Here is a 26,940-nt window from a genome sequence, read left to right on the forward strand (position 1 = left end):
GAATTAAGATGAATATTATTGAGATATTAAAAGTTATCGTACTGGGAATTGTGGAAGGATTTACAGAATGGCTGCCTATCAGCAGCACCGGTCATATGATTCTGGTAGATGAGATCATTCATTTAAACCAGCCGGACAGTTATAAAAACATGTTTCTGGTTGTAATTCAGCTGGGGGCAATTCTTGCAGTAGTGGTGTTATATTTTGACAGGCTAAACCCATTTTCTCCAAGGAAAAAGGCAGCTCAGAAGAAGGCAACATTCATTTTATGGAGTAAGATCATACTGGCCTGTTTACCTGCGGCTGTGATTGGAATATTAGTGGATGACATCCTGGATAAATATTTAATGAACGGCTATGTGGTAGCGGCGACTTTAATTATATACGGTGTACTCTTTCTTGTGATTGAGAACCGGAACCAGTACCGGAACTTTGAGATTCAGAAGGTGGGAGAGATATCCTACCAGACAGCTCTTTATATTGGTCTGTTTCAGCTGCTTTCCTTAATTCCGGGAACCTCCCGTTCCGGCTCCACCATACTGGGAGCCATGATTCTCGGCTGCTCCAGGGCGGCATCTGCAGAGTTTTCGTTCTTTCTCGGGATACCGGTTATGTTTGGAGCAAGTCTTTTAAAGATTGTTAAATTTGGATTTAATTTTACCGGAGCCCAGGTATTTTATCTCATTCTGGGAATGGTAGTGGCATTTGCCGTTTCTGTGTATGCCATTAAATTTCTTATGGGATATATCAGACAGCATGACTTTAAATTTTTTGGGTATTACAGAATTGTTCTTGGTGTAATAGTGCTTGTGTATTTTGGTATAACCGCTTTCCTTGGTTAAGGGAACCGTGAAAAAGAGAGTTGTCCGCCGGCCATCCGCCGCGGTCAACTCTCTTTTGTATGGTGGGTCATATGGGTTCCTTTCCGACGTCTACGGTTTAAACAGCATTCCGATCCGTCCTTCAGCAGCGAGTTCATCTTCGCCGTCAAAGTTAAATAATAAATTCCGATTCTGTGTAACCAGTCCCATCTTCATTTCATCATAGTCTTTTACATTAACCCTGGTCAGACCGTAATCAATATAGATATCGCACATAAATGCATTAGCCGTATTGATAAGGAGTGCCAGCGGTATGGGAATGGTACGCAGCTGGATATCGACATTCATCGTCCGCATATCCGTACCTCCTTCTCTTTAGCACCGGCTGCCGCCGGTGTGGGCTTATGAAACGTTATGTATAAGGGTATATCTGGTATTTTTATTTTACCCATATCTATTTTAAATTACAAGAGTAAATATGAAAAAATTCTGCATTTGATGAAAATTGGTCTGTAAATCAAAAGAAGGTTATAGATCAAAGTAATCTGTTGCCAAATACGTCAGACTGTTTTGGTCTATACCTTCTTATACGGGTATGATTAAATCATGTTACACGTTTGATCAAAGATCAGCAGTTCTCAGCAATCTCATAAAGCAGACGCTCAGATTCCTCCCACCCAAGACATGGATCGGTAATGGATTTTCCATAGCATCCATCTCCCACCTTCTGGCAGCCTGGCTCAATATAGCTTTCAATCATCAGTCCCTTAACAAGGCCGCGAATCTCCGGTGCATGCTTTCTGCTGTGAAGGACTTCTTTGGAGATACGGATCTGTTCCCTGTATTTTTTATTGGAATTTGAATGGTTTGCATCAACGATACACGCAGGATTTTGTAAACTGCGTCTGCTGTACATCTCATGAAGAAGAAAAAGATCTTCAAAATGATAGTTGGGGATGCACTGGCCGTGCTTGTTGACTGCTCCGCGCAGAATCGTATGGGCAAGGGGATTGCCTGAACTTTTCACTTCCCAGCCGCGGTAGGTGAAGTCGTGGGCCTGCTGGGCAGCAACTACGGAATTAAGCATAACCGAAATATCTCCGCTGGTGGGGTTCTTCATACCAACGGCCACTTCGCAGCCGCTGGAAGTTAACCGGTGCTGCTGGTTTTCCACGGAACGCGCTCCAATGGCGATGTAGGACATGATATCGTCAAGGTAGGTTAAATTTTCCGGATAAAGCATCTCGTCTGCTGTGGATAACCCGGTTTCTTCAAATACCTTCATGTGCATACGGCGGATGGCGATGAGGCCTTCATGCATGTCCGGTTTTTTCTCCGGGTCAGGCTGGTGAAGCATTCCTTTATAGCCTTCACCTGTGGTTCTTGGTTTGTTGGTGTAAATTCTGGGAATCAGGATCAGTCGGTCTTTTGTTTTTTCCTGAATCTTCACCAGACGGTTTACATAATCACACACAGAATCTTCGTTATCAGCAGAACAGGGACCAATAATAACCAGAAATTTGTCGCTGTTTCCTGTAAGTACGTCACTGATGGCCTGGTCTCTTTCTATCTTAAGGGCTTTTAAAGCGGCCGGAAGGGGAAAACGATCTTTGATTTCTTCCGGGCTGGGCAGATTGCTGACATATTGAAATCCCATAATATCCTCCTGTGTATGTGCTGGTTTTTTGTTTTTGCTGTTGATTATATAACAGAACACGGGAAAAATCCAGTGTTCCTTGAAATTTGGTCAAGTTTGACTAAGTGCCTCCTCTTAAGTGTTCCATTTTTTCTGAAAATGTTGTATGATGTTTACGAATGAAAAATGGAAAGGTGTTAAAAATATGGAAAAATATTGGAACTGGGGAGGAAGCTATATAGGGGTAAGGCAGCGGGATTATTTAGTTGCGTGTGACGGAACGGTTCTTGGAAAATTTTACGGTAGAGAGCTGTATGACAGGAACGGAAATTACATAGGAGAATTGGGAAGAAACGACAGACTGATTAAAAATAAAACAAAAGAACCATTTCGCCGCCCGGCATTCAGCTCTTATGTCAAAGGGACAATAACCGGTTCGGTAAAATGCCTTGCACCATATCCCATGATTTCCGGGTTTGAAGATTTTACTGTCTGAAGGTATTTGATTAAGGGGGGAATAATGAGGTTACAAAGGAGAAAGAATGAGGGATTTAACAAAAGGCAGCCCTGGAAAAATTATGCTCCAGTTTGCGCTTCCTGTTGCAGCTGGTAATCTGTTTCAGCTATTTTACAGCCTTGCAGACACCCGGGTAGTGGGAAGTACCCTGGGTGAGAGTGCACTGGCTGCTGTGGGGGCAACAACTTCCATCAGCACTCTGTTTATCGGCTTTTTATCCGGACTGACCAGCGGATTTGCACTGCTTACGGCAAGAAGTTACGGGGCCGGAGATGAGGCAAGAGTCAGGAGGTATTCGGCAGGATGCCTGCTTCTTGGTACCCTGACTTCTGTTCTGATCACACTGCTGTGTGTGGGATGCCTGCCATTCTTTTTAAAGGCGCTTCATGTACCGGAATCTTTGATGCCTGCTGCGAAAGGATATATCCGGATCATTCTGCTTGGAATGGTTATGACTATGCTTTATAACGCCTGTGCGTCCATTTTAAGAGCGGTGGGGGATACGGCAGCACCTTTGGCATTTCTTATATTGTCCAGTATTCTCAATGTGTTTCTGGACCTTTTCTTCATACTTGTCCTTCATCAGGGTGTGGAGGGAGCAGCCATTGCAACTGTATTGTCCCAGTCCCTGTCGGCAGTCTTAAGCCTGGTTTATATGATGAAGCAGTATCCGGTTTTTCGCTTTCATATCCGGGATTTTTGGATAACAGGGGGAGAGGTCCGTCAGCTTTATTCGTCGGGAATATCCATGGCACTTATGATGTCGCTGGTGTTTTTCGGAACCCTTTCTCTGCAGAGCGCCATTAATCTTCTGGGGACAGATATCATTGTTGCCCATACTGCAGCACGCAAGATTACAGAGTTTTACATGCTTCCATTTTCGGTGATGGGCGTTACCATGGCGAATTTTTGCGGTCAGAATATGGGAGCGGGTAAGATATCCCGGATCCATAAGGGGATTTCCCAGGCACTTATTATTACGTCCATCTGGTCGGTGGCAATGATTCTTCTAAGCTACACCGCAGCACCTTATCTGGTGTATCTGGTGACAGGCTCTGTCAGCCACGGGATAGCTGGAACTGCAGCCCTTTACTTAAAAGTGAATTCCCTGTTTTATTTTGTGCCTGCCGCGATTTCCATATTCAGAAATGCACTTCAGGGATGCGGGGATCATAAAACGCCGGTTGTGTCCAGCTTTATCGAACTGGCTGGGAAAGTTGCCATTGCAGCATTTCTGGCACCGGTTCTTAAATATATGGGAATTATCATAGCAGAACCAATCGTCTGGATTCTTATGGTAATTCCTTTGACATTAAAGATCAGAAAACTATAAGGATTAATGCAGGTTAAGAGGTAAAACATGGAGAGATATGTAGATCTTGAGGAAATGCTTTCGTTTCGGGAGATGAAAGTCAGAATTCAGGAGGAACTGAGAAAAAAACATAAGGGGATGGTGACGATGGCACTGGCAATGAACATCCCGGGCCCGGTTAAGACTTCCCCCGACATTCTGCTTGCTTTTGAGGAAGGAACGAAAATGCTGGAACAGGCAGTTTCGGAAGCGGGTATCAGGATTAAAGAGAGGACAGGGGTGTCAGAAAATGCAGGATATATGGAATTTTATGCGTTAGACAGTTTGAATCCTGCTGCAGTGAAAGAATTGGCTGTCAGGCTGGAAGAAACCCATCCCCTGGGGCGGCTGTGGGATATTGACGTTTATGATAAAGAAGGTGTCAGTATAAGTAGAGAATCCCTCTTAGCACCTGTCCGCAAATGCTTAATCTGCGGACAGGATGCCAAGGGATGCGCCAGAAACAGAACCCATACGGTTGAAGAATTGATCCGTGAGGTGGAGCATAAGATAAATGACTGGAAAATGCATCATGGAGTATAAAAGTCAGCTTTTCTTTCTTATAAATGAATCATAATCTGAAGTTCCATCAGATATTCATATTTGGAGCACGCAGGAAATTTGACCATAGGAGAGATCAGGTATGCAGTTTCGTCTAAGACAATTCCTTTCACTTGCGCATATTTAGCCAGTTCGCTGAATGCAGTGACGGTATTTTCCTCAGAATAAAGAAAGCTCCGGGTGATATAGCGGCCTTCCCGAATGGTTTTTAACTCCATTTCAGGCAGCTTTTTTTCAGACAGTACACCAAATCCCCGGACTTTCAAAGCTTCTCCTGCCTGAAGATCAGACCGGGAAAACAAGAGGCACATCGTGTTGGTCTCCGGCAGGTCCTCATCTGCGCCATTTCTTGTTACATATTTATCTATATCATAAATAGAGATGTCCAGTTTGTGGTAATACAAATTCCGGCTCATCTGGTATTTCTCGTATATCCCGATTTTACCGGGATATTTTTTTTGGTCTTCTATCTTTTCAATCAGATGTTCTGTCAGCTGCCTGGAACTTTCCAGGGCGGTCATTCTGCTTTCCAGCTGCTGCTTATGAGACTTAAGCTGCACTAACAGCTGCTCTGGTTCTTTGTTCTCTTCCAGCATCTTTTTCACGTTCTCAAGGGGAATTCCAAGTGTTTTATTTAAGTAACGGATCACGTCTATAATAAAAAACTGCTCGTAGCTGTAGTAGCGGTATTTGGTTTCCGGTGAGATGTAACTGGGTTTTAAAAGTCCCATGTCATCGTAATTACGCAAAGCCTTCGTTGAAATTTTAAGAAACCGTGCAACTTCCCCAATGGTATATAAGTTTGTCATTTTTTTCACACTCCGCTATTGACTTTGCCTCTGTGGCAAAGTTTATAGTACTAGTATAAATGAATTCCAATAAAGGAGTCAAGAAAATTGGAGGTTGAAATGAATCAGGTTAAATTTGAGATCGACGGCATGGAGGTTTATGCGGAAAAAGGAGAGACGGTCATGGAGGCGGCGGAGCATGCGGATATTTACATTCCTCATCTGTGTCATCATCCGGATCTGCATGCTGAGGGAGGCTGCAGGCTGTGCGTGGTCGAGATAAACGGTATCAAAGAGCCTCAGACTGCCTGTACCACACTGGCAGAGGAAGGCATGTCAGTGAAAACAAAGTCAGAGGACCTTGACCGGATGAGAAGACTTTCCATGGAACTCATGCTGGCCAATCATGTAGATGACTGTACCACATGTCCTAAATATTTAAAATGCGAGCTTCAGTCTCTGATCCAGTATCTGGGAGTCAGCACTTCCAGGTTAAGAAGGACCTTAAATGCGGTAAATGTGGAAACTGGCAATCCTTTAATTATCAGAGATCCCAACCGCTGTGTCGCCTGCGGACGCTGTGTCCGGGTCTGCCGTGATGTGAGAGGGGTTGGAATCCTTGGATTTCATAAGAATGAAGAGGAAAGAATAACAGTCGGTGTAAACGGAGGACTTGCTTTGGCAAAAGCAGATTGCCGGTTCTGCGGTTCCTGTGTGGAAGTATGCCCGACTGGAGCCCTTCAGGACAAGAAAGGGACTTTTAAAGAGGGAAGCAGAGAAGAGGTTCTCATACCCTGTAAGCAGGAATGTCCTGCAGGGATCAATATTCCCAGGTATGTCCGTCTCATTAAAGAGGGAAATTACGGGGAAGCTGCTGCTGTTGTTCGTGAAAAGGCGCCATTTCCCAAGTCACTGGGTCTTGTCTGCATGAGATTTTGTGAATCCGCCTGCAGGAGAAAAGAGATAAATGGGGCTGTTTCAATCAGAGAACTGAAACGGTTTGCAGCAGAGCATGATACTTATCAGTGGAAAGAAAAGTCTGTTTTCAAACCAAAAACCGGAAAAAGGGCAGCAATTGTGGGAGCCGGTCCGGCAGGACTTACGGCAGCTTACTATCTGGTTAAATCCGGACATGCAGTTGATGTTTATGAAAAGCTTCCGGTTGCAGGAGGAATGCTCTCATCCGGAATTCCGGATTACCGTCTGCCTGCACAGATTGTGGAAGAGGAAATTGCGGTGATCAGGGATGCAGGAGTTAAAATTTTTACAAACCGCAGGATCAGTTCCTTAAAAGAATTAAAGGACCTTGGTTATGATGCAATTCTTATAGCTGCCGGAACCGACAGGGGAGTCCGGATTCCGTTACCCGGAGCCGATCTTTTAAATGTCCATGTAAATATTGATTTCCTCAGACGGGACCTGCTAAGTAATCCAATAGAACTGAAAGATTCTGTTGTAGTACTGGGCGGTGGAAATGTCGCCTTCGACTGTGCAAGAACTGCAAAGCGGCTGGGATGCAGGGAAGTCTCTGTCGTTTGCCTGGAAGAAGAAAGCAGCATGACTGCCGGTGAAGAAGAGATTGCCGAAGCAAGAGAAGAAGGAATCCGGATCTACAATGGAAGAACTTTTGTAAGAATTATTGAAAAAGACGGAAAAGCAGCCGGAGTTCTCTGCCGTGAAGTTGAGAGCTTCACTTTTGATGAAAACAGAAAGCTTATTTTAACGGTGAAAGAAGATTCTGATCATGTGATTTCAGGTGAAATGATTATCTTTTCCACCGGGCAGAAACCGGATCTGGAGAGCTTTGAGGAGCTGACTTTAAATCCAAGGGGGCTGGTGGAAACGGATGGCAGCGGTAACGCGGGGATAAAGGGAGTTTTTGCAGCAGGTGATGCAGTAACAGGAACAGCTTCAGTCATTCAGGCAATCGCAGGAGCCAGAAAGGCTGCCTCTGAAATTGACCGCTATTTAGGCGGGGATGGAAATATAGAAGAATGCTTGTCAGAAGATGAGAAAGTAAACGGCTTTCTTGGTAAGGCAGAGGGTTTCGCAGACTTAGGCCGCAGGACATACCGCTGTATTTCACTGGAGGAACGGAAAGATAACTTTAATCTTATGACAGAAGGATTTGAGGAAATGGATGCGAAATGCGAGGCAGAAAGATGCTTACAGTGCGATTTGCGTCCAAGACTTACCAGATCCAGATTCTGGACAGAGTATCAGTATAAATAAAGAGGGTAAAAACAGATGGAAACGGATAAAATTGGAATATTGGGACACGGGATCAAAGGAAAACCCTGTGCAGAGAGATGGAGCAGCGGGGAATGGAAGGAGCTTGTCTGTCTTTTTCTGGAAGATCAGAGTGAAAGCGGGATTGCAGCATATCTGCTGGAGCATTATCTGGATGAAGTAATAAGTGGAATGGAAGCGTTAAGAGACCGGCTTCAATTAAGAAGCATCCGCGCGTTATTGTCGAAGAATTACGGTGATTATGAAGAGGGATTCAGACTAAGAGGAATTCAGACTGTACTGACAGATGACATCAAGGGAGCGCAGAAAGAAACATTCAAAGAGGGTGTTCTGGTACATCACGGGGAGACCATGCTGGCGCTGCACCAATGTTTGACGGAGGAAAGTTACGTACCTCACAAAATCGTAGCCGTAACAGGCGATGTGGCAGAACCTGGAATTTATGAAATACCCTTTGGAATCACACTGGAAGAGATTATTGCCAAATACGGCAAAGGAGTAACCGCTGGTAAAATGGTAAAATTTGTATCTGCTGGCGGGAACATGGGAGCCGTTTTTGGAGCGGATGAACTGGATACTCCATTTACCTATTCCAGCCTTTTAAAAGAGGGCACCATGCTTGAAGCAGCAAAAATAGAGGTTTTTTCCAATGATACCTGTATTGTGGACTGGACTTGTAAGAGGATGCTTTTAAACAGCCGGAAAACCTGCGGAACCTGTGTTTACTGCAGGGAAGGTATTTATCAGCTTTTCCGTATTTTACAGGATGCAACGGAAGGGAAAGGCAGGGAAGGTGATTGTTCCGTTATGATGGAAATTTGTGACACACTAAAGACCGGAACTTTATGTGATATTGGAAGAACAGCAGCAGCCCCTCTTACTACAGCAATAAAGAAATTCGGAGAAGAATTTGAAAAGCACATTGACAGAAAGATCTGCCAGTCCCTAAGCTGCATTTCTTATGTAAATTTCTATATTGATCCGGCTGTCTGCAACGGATGCGGCGACTGTATGGCGTGTCCCCGGCATGCCGTCAGAGGAGGGGAAAATTTAATTCACATCATTGATACGGATCTTTGCACCAAGTGTGAAAGATGCACAGAGGTATGCAAAAGAAATGCTGTAAAGCGGTATGGTACTGTGAAACCTGTACTGCCGGATGAACCGGCACAAGTGGGAAGTTTTTCTGCTGAAAGCAATGGAATGAAAAAAGGACTTGGCAGAAGGCGGAGAGTGTAAGGCGTTTTGGTAAAGCGAAATCAGGATTATAATTTTAATTATAATATATGAAAATAATGAAATGGAGGATGGAATCATGAGAGAGATGGAAGCGGATGTAATCGTTGTAGGGGGAGGAGCAGCAGGTCTTGCGGCTGCAATAGCAGCTGCAGAGCAGGGAGCAGAGGTCCTTGTATTTGAAAAAGCCAATACAACAGGTGGCTGTGCCAACATGGCAATGGGTCTTCTGGGTGTGGAAACAAAATTGCAGAAGGACAGGCTGATTGATTGTACCAGAGAAAGCGCATTTCAGAAATTTATGGATTATACACACTGGCGTTCTGATGCAAGACTGGTAAAGGGTTATATAGATAAATCTGCAAGCACTATTGCCTGGCTTCAGGATATGGGGGTGAAATTTGCTCTGCCATCTAAATATTTTCCTGGTTCAGAAGCAACCTGGCATATTGTTCAGCCAAAAACGGGGGCTCCGGGGCTGAGAGCAGCAGCAACCATGATTAAGGCAATGACAGACAGGGCAGAGGAACTGGGCGTGAAAATCTGTCTGGAATCCCCCATACAGCGTATTTTGAAGGAAGATGGTGAAGTTATTGGTGTGGTTGCAAAAGACACAGAAGGAGAAATCAGTGCTTATGGTTCCGCAGTCATTATTGCTACCGGAGGATTTGGGGACAGTCCTGAATTCATCAATAAATATACTGATTATGAATGGGGAAAGGATCTTTTCTCCTACAGAATACCGGGACTGACAGGAGATGGAATCAGCATGGCATGGGATGCAGGCGCTGCCAGCGACCGCATGGATATGGAATTAGTATTTTTTGCACCTAATACAGGAGGTTATGCTCCTGTTGAATTACCATTCCGTCAGCCAAACCTCTTTGTAAATCTGGATGGTGAACGGTTCTATGATGAAGCAGTGGTGGAAAATCCCGTTTTCTCTGTAAATGCTATTGCCAGACAGAAAGACCGGGTGGCATTTTCAATCATAGATGATACTATTTTACATCAATATGAGAAAAACGGACTGGATTTGATCAATGTGGTTACTTCGAATATCAGCATGGACGATTTTAAACAGGAAATGCAGGAACTGGTTAAAAATGGAAATGATGTCCTTTTCATAGCCGATTCGATTGGGGAACTGGCGGATAAAACTGGAATTGATAAAGAAGGGCTTGAAAAAACCATAGCTGATTATAATGAATGTTGTAAATCCAGAGACACCATGTTTAACAAAAATCCAAAATACTTAAAGTCAATTAATGGGTCCAAATACTATGCACTGAAGTTTGCACCGAGTGCATACGGAAGCCTTGGCGGAATACGGATCAATTATAAAACGGAGGTGGTAGATAAAGATAATCAGGTGATTCCAGGACTTTATGCGGCAGGAACGGATGCCAACTCCATATGCAACCCGGATTACGTATTCGTTCTTCCAGGAAATACTCTTGGATTTGCCGTCAACTCCGGAAGAATGGCTGGAGAGAACGCAATCCAGTTTATAAAGGAACATTTTTCTGAATAATTTAATCTGTTAAGAGAGGGAGTACTGCATCGGCTGCAGTCTCCCTTTCTTAATATTTTTTAAGGTACATTTTTTCCAGAGTTAAGATTCGCCGTGTAAACTGAAATCATAGAAAATAAAAGGGAGGCTTTAAACAAAATGGAGATAGAAAGACCGGCTATGGCCGGAACGCTGGAATCCAGTGACTGTCAGGTGACTGTGGAGCCAGGAGACGGCAGGATCGATTTTACACTGGAGAGTGCAGTGATCAATCAGTATGGCAACCAGATTAGAAACGTGGTTTTTGAAACTCTGAATCATTTGGGAGTGGATAATATCAAAATTTCCATAGTAGACAAAGGAGCTCTTGACTGTACCATCAAAGCCAGAGTAGAAGGGGCCGTATCCCGCTCCATGGACCACTTTGTCAATATTCATTGGGGAGGTGCCAGAGAATGATCAATTTAGTGAAAAAGCGGCTCAGAAGAACCATGATGTTTTTAAATGCCCAGAAACCGGGACTTATTAAGGATCCTTATATTTATAGACCGGACAGCATCATGCTGGATTTAGAGGATGCAGTTGCAGAAAACCAGAAGGATGCTGCCAGATTTTCCCTGTACCACGCTCTGAAAGAGATTGATTACAGAGGGTGTGAACGTGTGGTTCGGATTAACGGACTGGATACGCCATACTGGCAGGAAGATATCCGCTGTGCAGTAGCCGGTGGGTGTGATGCCATTCGTATTCCCAAAACGGAATGCCCAAACGATATTCACAGGGTGGAAGAAGAAATTATAAAGGCAGAAAAGGATTTTGGGATGCCGGAAGGCAGAGTCCTTATTATGGCAGCCATCGAATCAGCAAGAGGTGTCATGAAGGCTCTGGATATCTGCGAAGCATCGGAACGTCTCTTTGGAATCGCTTTGTCAGGAGGAGATTATACCAAAGACCTGCAGACCCGTATTACGGGAACCGGAATTGAGCTGATGGGAGCCAGACAGAATTTAATAATTGCAGCAAGGGCGGCAAAGGTACAGTGCTTTGACACGGTATATACCGACCTTGATGATATGGAAGGCTTCCAAAAGGATGTGGAAACAATTCATCTCATGGGCTTTGACGGCAAGTCAATCATCAATCCACGCCAGATCCCTGTTGTTCATGAAATCTTTACTCCTTCCGGAAAGGATATTATCTTTGCGGAAAAAGTGGTGAAAGAGATCGAAGAGAAGAAGAAAATGGGTATCGGTGTATTTACAGTAGATGGAAAGATGATTGATATTGCATTCTATGACGGAGCAAGGAGAACCATTGAACTGGCTAAGGCTTCCGGCGTATATAAAGGAGATTTATAAGATGATCAATGCAGTAGGAAGAGAGATTCCGGAAGAAATCTTAAAAATAACAGGAAAAGAACCATTTAAGGGAAATCATTATTTTGACGGCTATGAATATAAAAAGGATGGTCCGTCTACCAGATGTGTCATCAATTCAGAAGGAAGCAAGCTTGTGGAGAACATTCATGAGGTGCTGGTAAAATGTGGCATTCAGGATGGAATGACACTGGGCTTTCACCACCATTTCCGCGATGGGGATTATGTAGTTAACATGGTGATGGAAGAGATTCACAACATGGGAATTAAGGACATTACCATCTGTGCCAGCTCTCTGGGAAAAGCCCATGATAAGCTGGTGGAATTTATAGAAGACGGAACAATTACAAACATTCAGTCTTCCGGCGTGAGAGGAAAAATCGGACGTGCCATTTCAGAAGGAAAACTGAAAGGACTGGCTGTCATGCGTTCCCACGGCGGAAGAGTACGTGCCATAGAGACAGGGGAAGTGAGAATCGATATTGCATTTATCGGGTCTCCTACCTGCGATGATTACGGCAACTGCCGTGGAATCGGCGGAAAGTCTGACTGCGGCGTACTTTCCTACTCCATGGTTGATGCGGATTATGCGGATAAGGTAGTTGCCATCACGGACTGTCTGGTTCCATTTCCAAACTTTCCTGCCCATATTTCCATGACAAAGGTGGACTATGTGGTTGTGGTTGACCAGATCGGAAACCCGGATAAAATCGCTACAGGAGCTGCAAAACCCACCACAGATATGAGAAAGCTGATGATGGCGGATTACTGTACCCAGTTTGTGGTAAACACCCCTTATTTCAAAGACGGATTTTCTTATCAGACGGGTGTTGGCGGCGCTTCCATCGCTTCTACCATTTCTCTTTCCAGAATCATGAAGGAGAGAAATATAAGAATGAAGTTCGGCGTGGGAGGCTTAACAAAGCCCATGTGTGATCTTTTGGAGAACAACCAGGTAGACGCACTGTTAGATACCCAGGATTTTGATTTGAATGCAGTTGAGTCTGTAATTAATCCCAGACATTTCCGCATCAGCGCCGGTGAATATGCTGACCCATTTAACAAAGGAGCAGTCGTAAATAAGCTGGATTTTGTAATACTGGCAGCATTGGAAGTAGATGTGAATTTTAACTGTAACGTTGTGGTTGGATCCGACGGCATTATTACCGGTGCCCAGGGAGGGCATCCGGATACAGCGGCCGGTGCAAAATGTACCATCGTGATTGCACCTCTTCTTCAGGGAAGAATTCCGGCCATCTGTACCGATGTAACAACGGTCACTACTCCGGGAGAATCCATTGACGTGGTAATTACTGATTACGGTATTGCAATTAATCCCAGAAGACAGGATTTAATTGACTGCATGAAGAATGTGGATCTTCCATTTAAAACCATTGAAGAACTGCGGGATATCGCATATTCTATCGTGGGAGAGCCGGAACGGGTGCAGTTTGAAGATAAAGTAGTGGGTATCATTGAAAGCCGTGATGGTACGGTGATGGATGTTGTCCGTAAGATTAAAAAATTTGAATTTTCGGGAGAATAGACAATGCAAAGCAGGTCTTGTGTGAATGTGCCGTCCAGAGAGGAAGAAGCTGCATATCGTATTGGAACTATGGCGTACCGTGCGCTGCTTGAGGAGGTCTATACTCTTCCCAAGCCGGGGCTGGTAGATCCTTATTCCAATGGGGCCCATACGGATATGAATGTGGCCTCTTTTGAGCGGAGCGCCAAGGCCCTGAAGCCTTATTTTGTCACAATGGCTCTGGAGGGGGAGAGGTTGTGGGAAGCGCCCCCTGTGTTATTTGAAACCATTCGCAGGATCGGAATTCTGGCGGAACGGGCCATGTATCAGGCGACTGGAGGAGTGAATACACACAAGGGGCTGGTCTTTCATCTGGGTATTTTATGCGGGGCAGCAGGAGCCTGCCACCGCTCTTTCGGAAGGGTTACCTTAAAACAGCTCATGGAGATGGAACAGGCAATGGTCAGAAATGTACTGGTAAAAGAAGTACAGAACATGGAGACCTTTGTTTCAAAAGGTGAAAAGAACCTTCAAAAGTATGGTCTGACCGGTGCAAGAGGAGAGGCCATAAGCGGCTATTCCTCTGTATTTAAAATTTCACTGCCTGTGATGACCATGGGTCTTTATAATGGTCAGGAGTGGAACCGTATCAAGCTGGAAACTTTGTTCCATCTTATGAGCCAGGTGGATGATTCCAACATTCTTTCCAGGCATAATCCCGGGGTTTTAAGCCAGGTAAAAAAAATTGCCGCAGAGTTTTTAAAAGCCGGCGGTGCCTACCGGAAAGAAAGCATAGATTTATTAAAAGAACTGGACAAATGGTTTGTGAAAAAGAATATCAGTGCAGGAGGAAGTGCGGATCTTCTTGCTGTCACCATATTTCTCACACTGTTAACCGGAGAGTGGGGAGGACTTTATGGAATTCATGAGACTGGAAGGCAGGCCCTTTCGGGGGAAAGAGCTGGAGCGTTTGAAGGAGTTTCTTGCCTGTAATCATCTGGATTACGATCAGGAAATTGAGTATACCATATGCCTTTTAGATGAAAACTACCAGATTGCGGCAACAGGTTCTGCACATGACAATGTGTTAAAATGCATTGCTGTGGATCAGGCTGCAAGAGGTTTTGGACTGGCGGCAACCATTGTTTCCGCACTGGTTCAGTATGAATTTGAAAAGGGAAGGTCCCATATACTCCTTTACACCAAACCGGAGAATGAGGAAATGTTTGAAAATCTGGGATTCTATGGCGTCTTAAAGACCGGAGAAATTCTTTTTATGGAGAACCGGAAAGATGGCTTTTTACAGTTTATCCGCCGTTTAAAAGAGGAGTCTCCGAAAGAAGCACTGTTTCCCGGCCCGGTAATCGGCTGTATGATAGTAAACTGCAATCCCTTTACCAATGGACACCGGTATCTGGTGGAGCAGGCACTGAACCACTGTGATTATCTTCATGTGCTTGTTTTATCCGATGACAGGAGCTTTTTTAACGCAGAGGACCGTTATCAGCTGGTAAAAGAAGGCGTTCAGGATTTATCCCGGGTTATCGTTCACCGGTCATCAGATTTCGTTATCTCCGCAGCTACGTTTCCCACCTATTTCATTAAGGAGAAAGCCCAGGCTCAAAAGGCTAACTGCCTTCTGGATCTGACTTTATTTGCACGCCGCATCGCTCCGGAACTGGGAATTACAAAGCGTTTTGTGGGGACCGAGCCAAACTGTGCCATAACAGGTCAGTACAATGAAGAAATGAAACAGATTCTGCCCCAATATGGAATCCAGGTTATGGAATTTGGAAGAAAAGAGATCAAAGGAACTCCAGTCAGTGCCTCTTTGGTGAGAGCCTGGTATGAAAAGGGTGATTTTAAACATATTAAGGATGTGGTGCCTGAAACCACTCTTAACTATCTGATAAATAAAAAAAGCCAGAGGCCTAAGGGATAAACCGGTATCCCAGACCTCTGACAGTTACAATATGGGCCGGCTTCTGCCGGTCCTCTTCGATTTTACCCCGAAGACGATTGATATAAACCATAATGGCATTATCGTCAACTGCGACACTGTTGCCCCATACGTGCTCATAGATCATCTCTTTTGTGTAGACCTGCCCTGGATGCTTTAAAAACAAAAGCATAAGACTGCTTTCCTTTGAAGAGAGAATGATCTCTTCCCCCTTGTTGTAAAAACGCATGGTGGAAGTGTTATAGGAAAAGGGACCGCATTCCAGAATATCGGAACTGTCCAGTACCTGATTCTTGTAGCGCCTGATGAGCGCCTTAACCTTGGCGCCTAATACAAGAGGGCGGAAAGGCTTGGTGATATAATCATCGGCTCCCAGAGACAGACCATATAAGGAATCGTAGTCCTCGTTCCGGCCGCTGATAATCATAACAGGCGTCTGTATTCCCTGGCTTCGAAGCTTCTTAATCACTTCAAAGCCTTCCATATCTCCCAGCATGACATCCATAAGGATCATATCATAGGTATGATTTTTTAAACAGTTAAGAGCAGCAAGGCCGCTGTCTGCCAGAGTAGTTTCCAAATCATTGCTGTGCATGACTTTTTCCAACAGCTTTAAAATAGATGGATCATCATCTACGATTAATACTTTATCAGACATAGCTTCCCCCAAATGAAAATCATGTAGAATCTTATCGAAATATGTTATAATTTATTATAATATTAATAATTGAACAAGTCAATGAGGAAGAAGAAAACGAGGAGCTTAAATCATGAAGAAAATAAAGGAAATTAGAAATTATACCGGAATATTTATCTGCTGCGCGATGGCAGCCGTTCTGATTATTTTCTGCTTCCTTGTTTTTGGAATCTGGAAGGAATATAAGGATGCTATTATTAACAATCAGAAGAAGCAGATGCTGTTAACTACCCAGAGCATGGGGGAGAATCTAAAAGTCTTTATTGAAGGTTATCAGTCAGATTTAAGTACGATTTATGATATTGTGGAGGAAAATTACAAAAAAACAGGAACCAGGGACTGGAGTATTATCGGGGAATATGTTTCCAATCATAAACGGTTTGTCTATGATGTGATTGTGGAAGATACTTCGGGGAATTTAATAAAGAGCATGAAAGGCTATGGTGTGGAGGAAACCTACTCGGTCACTGCTATTAGCAAGTCGGAGCAGTTTCTTCAGTGTAAACTGGAAAATGGTGATCTTTATCTGGTGTTAAAGCGCAACTTACCTGACATCGGGTCCATTTCCATTGTCATTAATGAAAGAAGCTATTATAAGTCACTGGTTTCCAATATCCGTCTGGGAACCAATGGATATGTTGTTATAAAAGATTCTTCGGGCATTATTCTGGCCCATCCCCAGGAGAAGCAGTGGGGAATTAATGTAATCTCCGGCAGAAAAGAGATGTTTCCGGGCGTGGATTTAAGCAGCCTGGAGCAGATGATAGACAAACAGAACCGGGGGGAAGAAGGAGTTTCTGAGTATTATTCTTATTGGTGGGTGGATCCTGGGGTCCCGGAAGTAAAAAAAATCAGTGCCTATTCACCGGCACATATCGGGGACGGATTCCTGGTCGTCAGTGCAGTAATTGATTACAATGATATCTATATTCCAGTGGCAGCGGGATTTTTTAAACTCGGACTTGTTTTTTTCTGTGCCATGGCAATTGTTCTGGGTCTTGTGGTTTATATCGGAGATTTAAGGGTCCAGAAACGAAAGGATACGGAAGAAATCGCTTATCTTCTGGAATTGAATAAGATATTGGAGGAGATCCATCAGAGTGAGGAAACCATTGCCCACCAGCAGCGGCTTCAGATTATGGGTACCATGACGGGAGGAATCGCCCATGAATTTAACAATCTTCTGACCCCCATTATGGGTTATGCAGAGCTTCTGATGATGGATCTGCCTGAGCGGTCAGAGAACTATGACAACGCCTCGGAAATTTATGAGGCTTCTGCTAAAGCAAAGGAAATTATCCAGCAGATCTCATCATTAAGCAGAAAAAACATGGAAACAGCATTTAAAAATCTTCACGGGGAAAAAGTACTAAGACGGGCGATTAAGATGGTGAGCTCTGTCTGTCCGACCAATATACATCTGACGGAAAAGAGTACCCTTCAGGAAGAGTGTTTTCTGGGCAATGAAACCCAGCTGAATCAAGTGATATTAAATATCTGTGTCAATGCCATTCATGCGATCGGCCATAAAGAAGGGACCATTTCCATATCCTGTCAGGCGGTGGACCGGGAAGAACTGGCGCAGTACAAGCTTTCCACGCTGCCGGAGGGCTGGGATCATTATATCCGGATTGATGTGGAAGATGATGGAGAGGGAATGAGCGACGAGGTACTCAAACAGATATTTGATCCGTTTTTCACCACGAAGAAAAACGGCAAAGGGACAGGACTTGGCCTGTCTTTAGTGGAGCAGATTATTCACTCCCATAAAGGATATGTGTTTGCAGAAAGTACTCTGGGAAAAGGCAGTATCTTTCATCTGTACCTTCCGGTTAATGAGCAGAAGGAGCGGGAGGAACAGATCCAGCTGGGGGACGGGGGACCGGCTCTTCGCATTATGATAGTGGCTGATAATCCAAAAGTTTTACAGCTTTTGGAGAAAAACTTCAGCAGGCTGAATGTTCCTCTTATCTCCTGTATGGATTTTGAGGAGGCAAGAAGAGTTTTAAAAGAGCGGGAAGTGGACGCGGTTGTAACAGAGCAGTATATAAGGGGAAAAAGCGGGGTGGATTTCTGTATGTCCTTACAGGGACCATATCCGGGGGTGATCCGCATTCTTATGACTGACCGGGTGACAAAAGAGCTAGTGGAGGCAAAGAAGCGGAGAATGATTGACGAATACATTGATAAGCCGGTTTCAGATTCGTCTATTTTAAAAGCAGTAAAGAATTTCAGGGATTTATATTAAATCAAAAGTCTAATCTTAACAACTTTTAATTTTTCTCTTAAAGAAATGAAAGAGAGAAGATGTGAGGCTGTAAGGTTGGACTTTTATACTATCCTCATAAACAAAATATAGAGGAGGAAGAAAAACATGAATGAGACAATGCTTGCATTATTAGGATTTGCAACCATTATCATGATCATTGTTTTACTGCTGAGAAATGTTACTGTTCCGGCTCTGGCATTCATCGGAGTATCCTGCGTCAGCGCGCTGATTCTGGTATTAACAGGAACCTTTACAGTCAAAGAAGTTGGGGATTTTATTAAGGCGGGGGTTGCTGATGTGCATTCCACTGCTGCACTGTTCATATTTTCCGTATTATTTTTCGGAATTATGACGGATGCGGGTATGTTTGACAGCATCATCAATGCTTTAATGAAAAAAGTGGGGCATAATGTAATTGGTGTTGCATTTATGACCTGTATTATTGCCATGATTGGTCACCTGGACGGAGGCGGAGCTTCTACGTTCCTGATCACCATACCGGCTATGCTTCCAATTTACAAAAAGCTGAAAATGCGTCCTACCACGCTGCTTTTAATCTGCGTAACAGCTATGGGCGTTATGAATTTACTTCCATGGGGCGGACCTACCATGCGTGCTGCTTCTGTTCTTGGAATTGAAGCCAATGTGCTTTGGATGAGAATCCTTCCAATGCAGGCAGTTGGTATTGCAATTGCGTTATTTACCGCATTCTTCTGGGGTGTGATGGAGAAAAAGCGTGGTGCAGGAATTGACAGCACACTGGAAATGGAAGATACAGATTTGCTGGAAGAAAGTGCTTCTACCAGTGAACTGGGTGATCTTGCAAGACCAAAGCTTTTATTGTTTAACATAGGTCTTACCCTGCTTATTATTTATTGTCTTGTATTTTTAAAGGTTCCATCTTACTTAACTTTCATGGTGGGCTGTGTAATTGCACTTCTGGTTAACTATCCGGGAGCCAAACTGCAGAATAAGATTATTAAATCTCATTCCGGTCCTGCTCTTATGATGGCTTCAACTATTCTTGCCGCCGGTGTATTTTTAGGTGTGCTGGAGCAGAGTGAAATCATGAACCACATGGCAAATATTCTGGCCTCTTTCATTCCGCAGTCCATGGGTCGTTTTATGCCTATCATAATCGGCGTTTTATCCGTGCCGCTGACAATGCTGTTCTGTACGGATTCTTATTTCTACGGACTGCTCCCTGTTCTTATCAGTGTAGGAAACAGCTTTGGAGTAGATCCTGTTCATACGGCAATTGCCATGGTAGTATGCCGCAACTGTGCAACCTTTATCAGCCCGGTAGTTCCGGCCACTTTCCTTGGTGTCGGTCTTGCTGGTGTTGAGATTAAAGACCATATAAAGAATTCTTTCTTATGGGTATGGGGCGTCAGCCTTGTGTGCCTGGTTGCCGGTTTGTTACTTGGTGTCATTACATTTTAATCTCCTAAGAATAACGGGGCTGCATATTGCGGCCCCGTTAGATTTTACTGTATTAAAAAATGCGTTCTGAGATGCTGTGCTTTGGCAGTCAGAACGCATTTTTTATTTTATGAAACGCTGACAGGATCCAGCCTGCCGCAGGAAATATCCATAACAAAGCCTTTTATGGTAACACCGGAAGGCATGAGCGGGTGCTCTTTTAACAGGGAAACAGAGCGTTTGACAGAAGCTTTTGAATCATCAAAACCCTGAAACAGGTTCTCAAAATCAAATCCCATCTCTTTTTGATGCTGTATGGTCTCTCTTGTAATACCGCGCTGTACTAAACGGGTAATAATGGATTCCGAGCTGACGGATGCGGCACCGCAGTCAGTATGACCGATTACCATTATCTCTTCTACACCAAAATCCAGTATGGCAATCAGCAGGCTTCGGATGGTACTGTCGCACGGGTCCAGAATCAGACCGCCGGCATTTTTAATTAATTTTACGTCTCCATTGTGAATGCCGAGAGCTGCGGGAAGAAGCTCTACCAGCCGGGTGTCCATACAGGTCAGTATGGCAAGCCTTTTTCGGGGATATTTGTTCGTATTAAAGCGTTTATAAAAACCGCTGTTTACAAAGATATCATTGTATCTTAGAATTTCCTCAATCATAATCTGCCTCCTTTTATATGGTGTCAGATTTATGATAAAGGTTTAATCTTAACTGTTACTTATGTTTATCCTTAAAGATTATTTAGCTTGGCAGGTAATATCATGCCTGAATTAAATAAATGTCGAATAATGTAAGTGCTTAACCAATAGTTTTACATTGAAAAACCAATAAAAATCTTGGTTGAAATATGGTTAAATATAACAAAAGATATAAGAAAACATCAGACATAATTGTAATAAAATTATAAAAATAATGTAATAATTTACCAAAGATGGTTAAATATGCTTGATTAATTTTAAAGGTAGTTGTAAAATCTTGCTGTAAGCGCTTACACTACACAACGGGAGGGAATCAGTATGAATGCTTTGCGGAAACAATGCAGGAAGGCTTTGGCTGTGCTTTTAACAGCAGCCATGCTTTCACAGTGGGGGGTACCGGGTGGAGGCCTGGCCCATGCAGAACTCTTAAAGGACCTGGGTGGAGGGGATTATGCCACACCGTCAGAGGCAGCTGTATCAGATATTTTTGAGACAAAGGTTTGGGAGGACTTAACTGCCACACCTTCCAATGCGGAAGTTTCACTGTCTGTGGAAACAGCCTCGCCTTCTAACGCCAGTGAAATACCTGCAGATGGAAAACATTACAGCTCGTCAGAGGGGAGCTGTGATGTGACTGACTTAAGAGTTCCCACACTGGCCTATGACGACACATCAATTACTCTGGTATGGGACAAGCCGGAGAATTATGCGGACGTTGCCAATTATTACGTTTATCTAAACGATGAAAAGATCGGTGATGCAAGAAGTAATTTTGCAGACCATGCAGACTGGGCAGCTGTCTACATGAAAGCATTTTACGATTATTATCAGGAAAAAAATATTGATATGGTGAACGTAGATATCCACTCCTTCCATGCAGACGGACTGAAACCGGATACGGATTATGCCTTTTCTGTAGTGGCGGTCAACGCGGCAGGAGAGGAACTTGGAAGCCGTGCCAGCATTTCCTGGTCCACTGCAGGTACACCGGAAGTGTTTGATATTACGGATTACGGCGCAAAGTCATTGGAAGAGGGATTTACTTCCAGCGATGAAGAGAAGAATTCGTTTACAAAGGCCAATACAAAGGCAATCCAAAGTGCCATTGATGCCTGCTCGGAAGGAGGTAAGGTTGTAGTTCCCGAAGGAATTTATATGACTGGGGCCCTGTATTTAAAGAGCAACATGACTCTTGAGCTTTCAGAAGGTGCAGTACTTTTCGGGTCACCGAATGTGGCTCATTATGACCAGAACTACCTTTTGTATCCTTATTCCACAGACACAAGATCCTGGGCATTAATCAATACCTACAGTGCAGATGAGGAGGGCGGCTTTGAGAACATCCGTATCGTGGGAAAGGGAACGATCTATGGAAACGGATGGAAATACGGTTCCGGAACGGTTCCTGCCTCAGAGGGAAACGGATACCTTCCGGCCATTCAGCCAGGGAAGACCGGAGACCCTGACTGGGCAAAGGCTGAATTCTCCAGATATGCTCTAAAAGGATTTGTGGGAAGAAAAGATAAAAATTACAATGACATGGACCTGGGAATCCTTGCAAAAAGTGCCTTTGACAACGGCAAAAGCAATGGTTTGAGCAATACCGCTGCCTATGCCGCCAGACCCAATCTCATTGTTCTTCGGAACGTAAACGGGGTTTATATTGAGGGGATCACAGCGGAAAACCCGGCAATGCATACCATTGCGGTCCTTGACAGCGAGAATGTGGTTTCAGAAAATGTTAAATACATTACTTACGATGCCAACAATGCAGATGGAATAGAACTTGGAAATACCCAGAACGCCATGGTCTTTAATAACTTCTTTGATACCGGAGATGACGCAATCAATTTTGCCACAGGCATGGGAAAGGGTGTGCAGGATACAGATCAGAAGCCATCCAGCGATATCTGGACATTTAACAACTTTCTAAGGGAATGCCATGGAGGCGCTATTGCAGCAGGGAGTCATACTGGTGCTGGTATTGGAAACATGCTGGTGGAGGATAATGTTTTAAATCACAGTGATATGCCGTTTCGTTTTAAGAGTGCACCTGCAAACGGCGGAGGGATCTATGATGTGCTGATCCGGGACTGTGCAGTGGGAGATGCAGAAAAGGTATTTACCTTTAATACGACTTACAGCGATGCGAATCAGGCGATGACGGTAGAACCGGCAGATAAACCGGCAGAGTTTTATAATATTGATGCATTCCGCATTACAGCTGACACCATTACGAAAAATACCATTGATATCGTGGCAGATGTGGACGATCAGATGCCTTATAAATCTGCCCATACTCATCATGATCTTTATTTCCAGGATATAACATTTACCAATATTGACACGAAGCTTGCAAAAAATTCTGAGATTTTAAAAGGAGCTTCCAATGTTACCTTCAATAACGTGGTGATGAACTGGAAGAATATTGAAAAAGAGCCGGATGATGCAGCAGCAGGAAGCTACAGGGCATGGGCCAATTTAAGCTCCTGCAGTGATCTTAATTTTACCGGTACAACAACACAGTCAGTAAATTCTTATGATGCGATGTCAAAACCTGTCTGGCCGGAGGACGCAGCCGTGCTTGCCAGCGCATCCGAAGCGGTAAAGAGCGGATCTGAACGGAAAGTTACATTAAAATGGCCTGCTGCAAGAGATGGGGATCAGGAAGCGGGTAAAGGGGAAATTGCCGGGTATATCGTGGAAACATACCTGGATGATGAGTTAATTGACAAAACAAAACCTGTAAGCGGGACATCCTGTGAAATGGAAGGACTCTCACCGGATACCTGTTACTTATTTAAGGTTTATGGGGTTGATTTGACAGGAAACAGGACACCAGAACTTGCGTATGAGGTGACGACAACAAGTGGAGAGGATCCGGAGTTAAAAGAACCGGAATCCAGCCAGGTTACTTTTAGCGGAATCGGATACACCTGGGCGACTGCAAAGTTCGCGGCCAATAAGGATCCCAGAGTCCGCGGTTACCGGGCATATGCAGACGGAGAGCTGGCAGCTACTGTTTATAAATATCAGCTTGCTGATCCCAAAGCCAGTAACGTCAGCATGACCATCGGGCGCATGATGGAAGACAGCAACGAAATAATTGTTGAGGCATTCAGCGACTCAGGACAGACTTATGAATATAAGGAAAAGACAGTTAAAACGATGAAAAATTACGATTACAAGGCTCCGGTGTGGGATCCTGATGCCCTTAAGGCAACAGTTTCAGGAGAGAACGTGCTCCTGTCCTGGAAAGCGCCGGAGGATGAATCGGGGATCTATGCATACAGGGTGTATGTGGATGAGAAACCAGTTTATACGACGGAAGGAGATTATTTCAATCATGTGAATGGCACCTATACAACAACGGATGCATTTTACACGGTAAATAATCTGGATTTATCCGAACCTCATACGTTTCGTGTAGAGGCGGCAGATGCCTGGTGGAGAGCCCAAAATGGGAGCGGGCCGTTCCACTGGACAAACAGCGGACCTAAGGTTACATGGGATGGCTTTGGAATGATGGGATCTGAAATTCTATGGAGGTCTTCGACATTTGGCCAGTCCACTGATATGAACTTTTCATCCAATGTTCTGGAGGATAAGGTTGGAACTAATTATACATGGCCGGTAAATTCCGGTACTCCCCTGGGAATGGAAGGAGAACCGGTTCAGGATGTGGTAATCGAATCCAGAGGAGGCAAACTTCAGGCAGGACATGATGGACTTACATTTTATTATACCGAAGTGCCAACCAGTAAGAACTTCGTTCTCACTGCAGATGTAATCGTGGAAAAGATGGGACCTGAGAACGGTACCAAGCCGAATCTGCAGGAAGGGGCAGGTCTTATGGTGCGTGATGTGAATGGTTCTCCAAGAAAAGATCCCCTGGAGGAGGGATACGAAGAGTATCCGGCTGCCTCTAATATGGTCATGCTGGAAGCCGGGGCAGCTGGAAAATCCCTGAATGCAGATTTAAACTTACTGGCGGCGGCCCGCTATGGTGTGAACAGTCCGGCAGGAAATCTAAAGTCTGTAAAGACGACAGAAACATTCGAAAAATCTGTTGGAAAAGCGGATAAGTCAGGAGGAAAGACCAACAGCTATAATACGGAGCTTAAGTTAAAACTGGAGCGGACCGATGAAGGATTTATTACCTCTCATCTGGATAAAGATGGAAAAGTAATCAGTACATATACCTTTAAAGATAAAAATGTAACTCCCAATATTGTATCTCATTTAGATGAGGATCTGATGTATGTCGGTTTTTTTGCTTCCCGAAATGCCAGAATGACGGTTAAAAATATTTCTCTGGATTTAACGGATGTTATAACACCCGATGAATCACCGGCATACGTGGCGCCGGATGATGAGGGCGCCTCACTGTATGTGGCGTCCGGTGAATATTCAAACAGCCGGGAATATATGGTTCAGGCGCTGACGAACCAGTCAGGAAGTATGACAGTAAGCCAGGATGGAAGTGTAATCGGATCGGATATGGCAGTGACCGGAGGCGTTCAGTTTAAAATGCCAGCAGTCATAAATGAATCGGGAGGGGAGTTTAAGCTGACTTTCGTGCCTTCCGAGGGGGCAGATGCAGGAAAAGCGATTATAAAGACTTTTCAGGTTAAGAGAGAAGACTATGGCACAGATCTCTATGCTTCGCCGGAAGGGTCCGATACTGGGGCTGGAACAGCCGCAGATCCCATGTCCATTGAGACGGCAGTAAAAAAACTGGTTCCGGGCGGAACCGTTTACATGAATGAGGGAACCTATCATGCATTCCAGATTCCGTTAACCGCCTCCGGAAATGAGGACAGGAGAAAGACTCTGACGGCACTGGGAAAGGTTACCATAACAGGCAGCTCGAAGATATTTGTCTTAGATTCTGATTACTGGAATATTACAGGACTTGATGTGGATGGGCGTAATGTGGAAAACAGCCGCGGGGTAATGATTCACGGAAGCTATAATCTGATGAAGGATTCCCTGATTCACAACACATCCAGCGATGCAGGCCTTACCATTACAAAATCAAGAGGCAGCAGGAGTTTATGGCCGTCTTATAATGTGATTGAAAATTGTGAATCCTATGAAAATAAGGACGGATCCATGATTAATGCAGATGGTTTTGCATCAAAGTCCTGCTCTGGTGATAACAACCGGTTTATAAATTGCGTTTCCCATGATAACGCAGATGATGGCTGGGATTTATATAATACGCTCTCTGACGGACCAAACGGCAGAACCATCATTGAAAACTGTGTGGCATATAACAACGGAAACAATGGTTTCAAGCTTGGGGGAGAGGGCAGGGAAGTACCACACATTCTACGAAACAGCATTGCTTTCCACAACAATCTGGACGGAATTACGGATAACTTTAATCCAGGTGAGCTAAGAGTTGAAAACAATACATCGTTTGATAACCGGAGATTTAATATTATATTACGTCCAAGTCCTTATAAGAAAAATGAGGACGGCAGCCTGACGGCAGACGGAATTGTAAATAATAATGTTTCCTACCGGAGTGCTGCGTACAGCGCGAAACTGGATAAGGTCTACGCAGACAAAATAGCAGCTAGTGAGATCAGCAACAACTATCTCTTTACAGAAGCCGGAAATACCATAGGAGGGGAGAATTTTCTTTCCCTCGATCCCGCTGCATGCTTTTACCGGGTTGAAGGAAGAATTATGTTTGGTGACTTCCTGCGCCCTGCAAAGGGAAGTGTAATTAAAAATGCAAAGGCCGGAGCGGTGCTGCCTGGAATCAACGAACCGGAACCAGAGCCAGAACCAGAACCTGCTCCCAATCCGGATCCCTCCGATTTTAACCGGGATTCTGATTCTGAATCTGACCGGGATTACGCAATCAGAAAAGAAGCAGGAGAGGTTTCAGGAGACTGGAAGCAGGATGAGAAAGGCTGGCGTTTCAAGAAGAAAGACGGAACCTATCCGAAAGATGAGTGGGCAAAAGTAAACGGTGTCTGGTATTATTTTGGACAAAACGGATATATGACTACTGGCTGGAAGCAGGTAGACGGAAACTGGTTTTATCTGGCGGCAGACGGCGCCATGCAGACAAACTGGATCCTGACTGACGGAAACTGGTACTATATGAATGCAGATGGTTCCATGGCAACCGGGTGGGTCATGGTAAAGGATACCTGGTATTATTTGAACCAGAAAGGAGAATGCCTTTTAAATACGGTAACACCTGATGGATACCGGGTTGATGAAAATGGTGCATGGAGGAAATCCTGATTTTATCTGACTGCAGAAATGCATAATAAAAAATG

Annotated in this window: 20 protein-coding genes; 15 read left to right on the top strand and 5 right to left on the bottom strand. The window is 44.3% G+C overall.

The genetic code is table 11. The annotated features are described in order from the left end of the window. The first annotated feature begins 8 nt into the window (after window positions 1-8). Window positions 9-842 (top strand): undecaprenyl-diphosphate phosphatase, encoded by an 834-nt coding sequence (locus tag V7D18_RS17495; RefSeq protein WP_426156017.1) that lies wholly within the window; start codon window positions 9-11, stop codon window positions 840-842. A gap of 90 nt (window positions 843-932) precedes the next feature. Here V7D18_RS17495 and V7D18_RS17500 read toward each other — a convergent pair whose 3' ends face one another. Together V7D18_RS17500 and V7D18_RS17505 are read right to left on the bottom strand one after the other, a co-directional pair. Then, on the bottom strand, window positions 933-1,178 hold the full coding sequence (locus tag V7D18_RS17500) for an HPr family phosphocarrier protein (protein WP_288825087.1): 246 nt from the start codon (window positions 1,176-1,178) through the stop codon (window positions 933-935). Window positions 1,179-1,449: 271 nt separating this feature from the next. Then, window positions 1,450-2,478, bottom strand: coding sequence for a 3-deoxy-7-phosphoheptulonate synthase (locus V7D18_RS17505; RefSeq protein ID WP_426156020.1), 1,029 nt, complete (start codon window positions 2,476-2,478; stop codon window positions 1,450-1,452). A 184-nt stretch (window positions 2,479-2,662) separates the two neighbouring features. On the opposite strand from V7D18_RS17505, the gene V7D18_RS17510 reads away from it, so the two are divergent. From V7D18_RS17510 to citX, 3 genes are read left to right on the top strand one after another with little or no spacing between them, the layout of a single operon-like run. After that, complete coding sequence (locus V7D18_RS17510; RefSeq protein ID WP_288825069.1) at window positions 2,663-2,953, top strand: hypothetical protein; 291 nt, start codon at window positions 2,663-2,665, stop codon at window positions 2,951-2,953. Between the two features lie 46 nt (window positions 2,954-2,999). After that, complete coding sequence (locus V7D18_RS17515; RefSeq protein ID WP_426156022.1) at window positions 3,000-4,307, top strand: MATE family efflux transporter; 1,308 nt, start codon at window positions 3,000-3,002, stop codon at window positions 4,305-4,307. A 27-nt stretch (window positions 4,308-4,334) separates the two neighbouring features. Next, window positions 4,335-4,868 carry a citrate lyase holo-[acyl-carrier protein] synthase gene (gene citX / locus V7D18_RS17520; protein WP_426156024.1) on the top strand — a complete coding sequence of 178 codons (534 nt, stop codon included), beginning with the start codon at window positions 4,335-4,337 and terminating at the stop codon, window positions 4,866-4,868. Between the two features lie 17 nt (window positions 4,869-4,885). Here the strand turns inward: citX and V7D18_RS17525 are convergent, their stop codons facing one another. Beyond that, a complete protein-coding gene (locus V7D18_RS17525) occupies window positions 4,886-5,695 on the bottom strand; it encodes a MerR family transcriptional regulator (protein WP_426156026.1) in 810 nt (269 codons plus the stop codon). Window positions 5,696-5,794: 99 nt separating this feature from the next. Here V7D18_RS17525 and V7D18_RS17530 point away from each other — a divergent pair, with 99 nt between their 5' ends. The 8 genes from V7D18_RS17530 to citC all read left to right on the top strand — a co-directional run bounded on the left by V7D18_RS17530 (window position 5,795) and on the right by citC (window position 15,516). Beyond that, window positions 5,795-7,906, top strand: a complete 2,112-nt coding sequence (locus V7D18_RS17530; protein WP_426156027.1) for an FAD-dependent oxidoreductase — start codon at window positions 5,795-5,797, stop codon at window positions 7,904-7,906. 15 nt (window positions 7,907-7,921) lie between these two features. Then, window positions 7,922-9,163 carry an NADH-ubiquinone oxidoreductase-F iron-sulfur binding region domain-containing protein gene (locus V7D18_RS17535; RefSeq protein WP_426156028.1) on the top strand — a complete coding sequence of 414 codons (1,242 nt, stop codon included), beginning with the start codon at window positions 7,922-7,924 and terminating at the stop codon, window positions 9,161-9,163. 76 nt (window positions 9,164-9,239) lie between these two features. After that, a complete protein-coding gene (locus V7D18_RS17540; RefSeq protein WP_426156030.1) occupies window positions 9,240-10,694 on the top strand; it encodes an FAD-dependent oxidoreductase in 1,455 nt (484 codons plus the stop codon). Window positions 10,695-10,832: 138 nt separating this feature from the next. After that, entirely contained in the window at window positions 10,833-11,132 is a 300-nt protein-coding gene (gene citD / locus V7D18_RS17545; protein ID WP_117416693.1) for a citrate lyase acyl carrier protein, read from the top strand. After that, window positions 11,129-12,031: an aldolase/citrate lyase family protein gene (locus V7D18_RS17550; RefSeq protein ID WP_426156031.1), complete on the top strand. Its 903-nt coding sequence runs from the start codon at window positions 11,129-11,131 to the stop codon at window positions 12,029-12,031. Before citD ends, V7D18_RS17550 begins: the two co-directional genes overlap by 4 nt. A 1-nt stretch (window position 12,032) precedes the next feature. After that, window positions 12,033-13,595 carry a citrate lyase subunit alpha gene (citF, locus tag V7D18_RS17555; RefSeq protein ID WP_426156033.1) on the top strand — a complete coding sequence of 521 codons (1,563 nt, stop codon included), beginning with the start codon at window positions 12,033-12,035 and terminating at the stop codon, window positions 13,593-13,595. Between the two features lie 3 nt (window positions 13,596-13,598). Further along, the gene (gene citG, locus V7D18_RS17560) at window positions 13,599-14,567 is read left to right on the top strand and encodes a triphosphoribosyl-dephospho-CoA synthase CitG (protein ID WP_426156036.1); all 969 of its coding nucleotides are present in this window, start codon (window positions 13,599-13,601) and stop codon (window positions 14,565-14,567) included. Further along, complete coding sequence (gene citC / locus V7D18_RS17565; protein WP_426156038.1) at window positions 14,491-15,516, top strand: [citrate (pro-3S)-lyase] ligase; 1,026 nt, start codon at window positions 14,491-14,493, stop codon at window positions 15,514-15,516. Before citG ends, citC begins: the two co-directional genes overlap by 77 nt. On the opposite strand, the gene V7D18_RS17570 is transcribed toward citC, so the two are convergent. Next, on the bottom strand, window positions 15,506-16,192 hold the full coding sequence (locus V7D18_RS17570) for a response regulator transcription factor (protein WP_426156039.1): 687 nt from the start codon (window positions 16,190-16,192) through the stop codon (window positions 15,506-15,508). The genes citC and V7D18_RS17570 overlap by 11 nt on opposite strands. 112 nt (window positions 16,193-16,304) lie before the next feature. On the opposite strand from V7D18_RS17570, the gene V7D18_RS17575 reads away from it, so the two are divergent. Together V7D18_RS17575 and V7D18_RS17580 are read left to right on the top strand one after the other, a co-directional pair. Beyond that, window positions 16,305-18,479, top strand: a complete 2,175-nt coding sequence (locus V7D18_RS17575; protein ID WP_426156040.1) for an ATP-binding protein — start codon at window positions 16,305-16,307, stop codon at window positions 18,477-18,479. Window positions 18,480-18,605: 126 nt separating this feature from the next. After that, complete coding sequence (locus V7D18_RS17580) at window positions 18,606-19,943, top strand: CitMHS family transporter (protein ID WP_426156042.1); 1,338 nt, start codon at window positions 18,606-18,608, stop codon at window positions 19,941-19,943. 107 nt (window positions 19,944-20,050) lie between these two features. Here V7D18_RS17580 and V7D18_RS17585 read toward each other — a convergent pair whose 3' ends face one another. Continuing rightward, window positions 20,051-20,599 carry a beta-class carbonic anhydrase gene (locus V7D18_RS17585; protein WP_426156044.1) on the bottom strand — a complete coding sequence of 183 codons (549 nt, stop codon included), beginning with the start codon at window positions 20,597-20,599 and terminating at the stop codon, window positions 20,051-20,053. A gap of 357 nt (window positions 20,600-20,956) precedes the next feature. Here V7D18_RS17585 and V7D18_RS17590 point away from each other — a divergent pair, with 357 nt between their 5' ends. Continuing rightward, a complete protein-coding gene (locus V7D18_RS17590; RefSeq protein ID WP_426156046.1) occupies window positions 20,957-26,905 on the top strand; it encodes a fibronectin type III domain-containing protein in 5,949 nt (1,982 codons plus the stop codon). The last annotated feature ends 35 nt before the right edge of the window (window positions 26,906-26,940 follow it).

The sequence above is a fragment of the Lacrimispora sp. 38-1 genome (genome assembly GCF_049890855.1).
In the GTDB taxonomy this organism is placed as follows: domain Bacteria; phylum Bacillota; class Clostridia; order Lachnospirales; family Lachnospiraceae; genus Lacrimispora.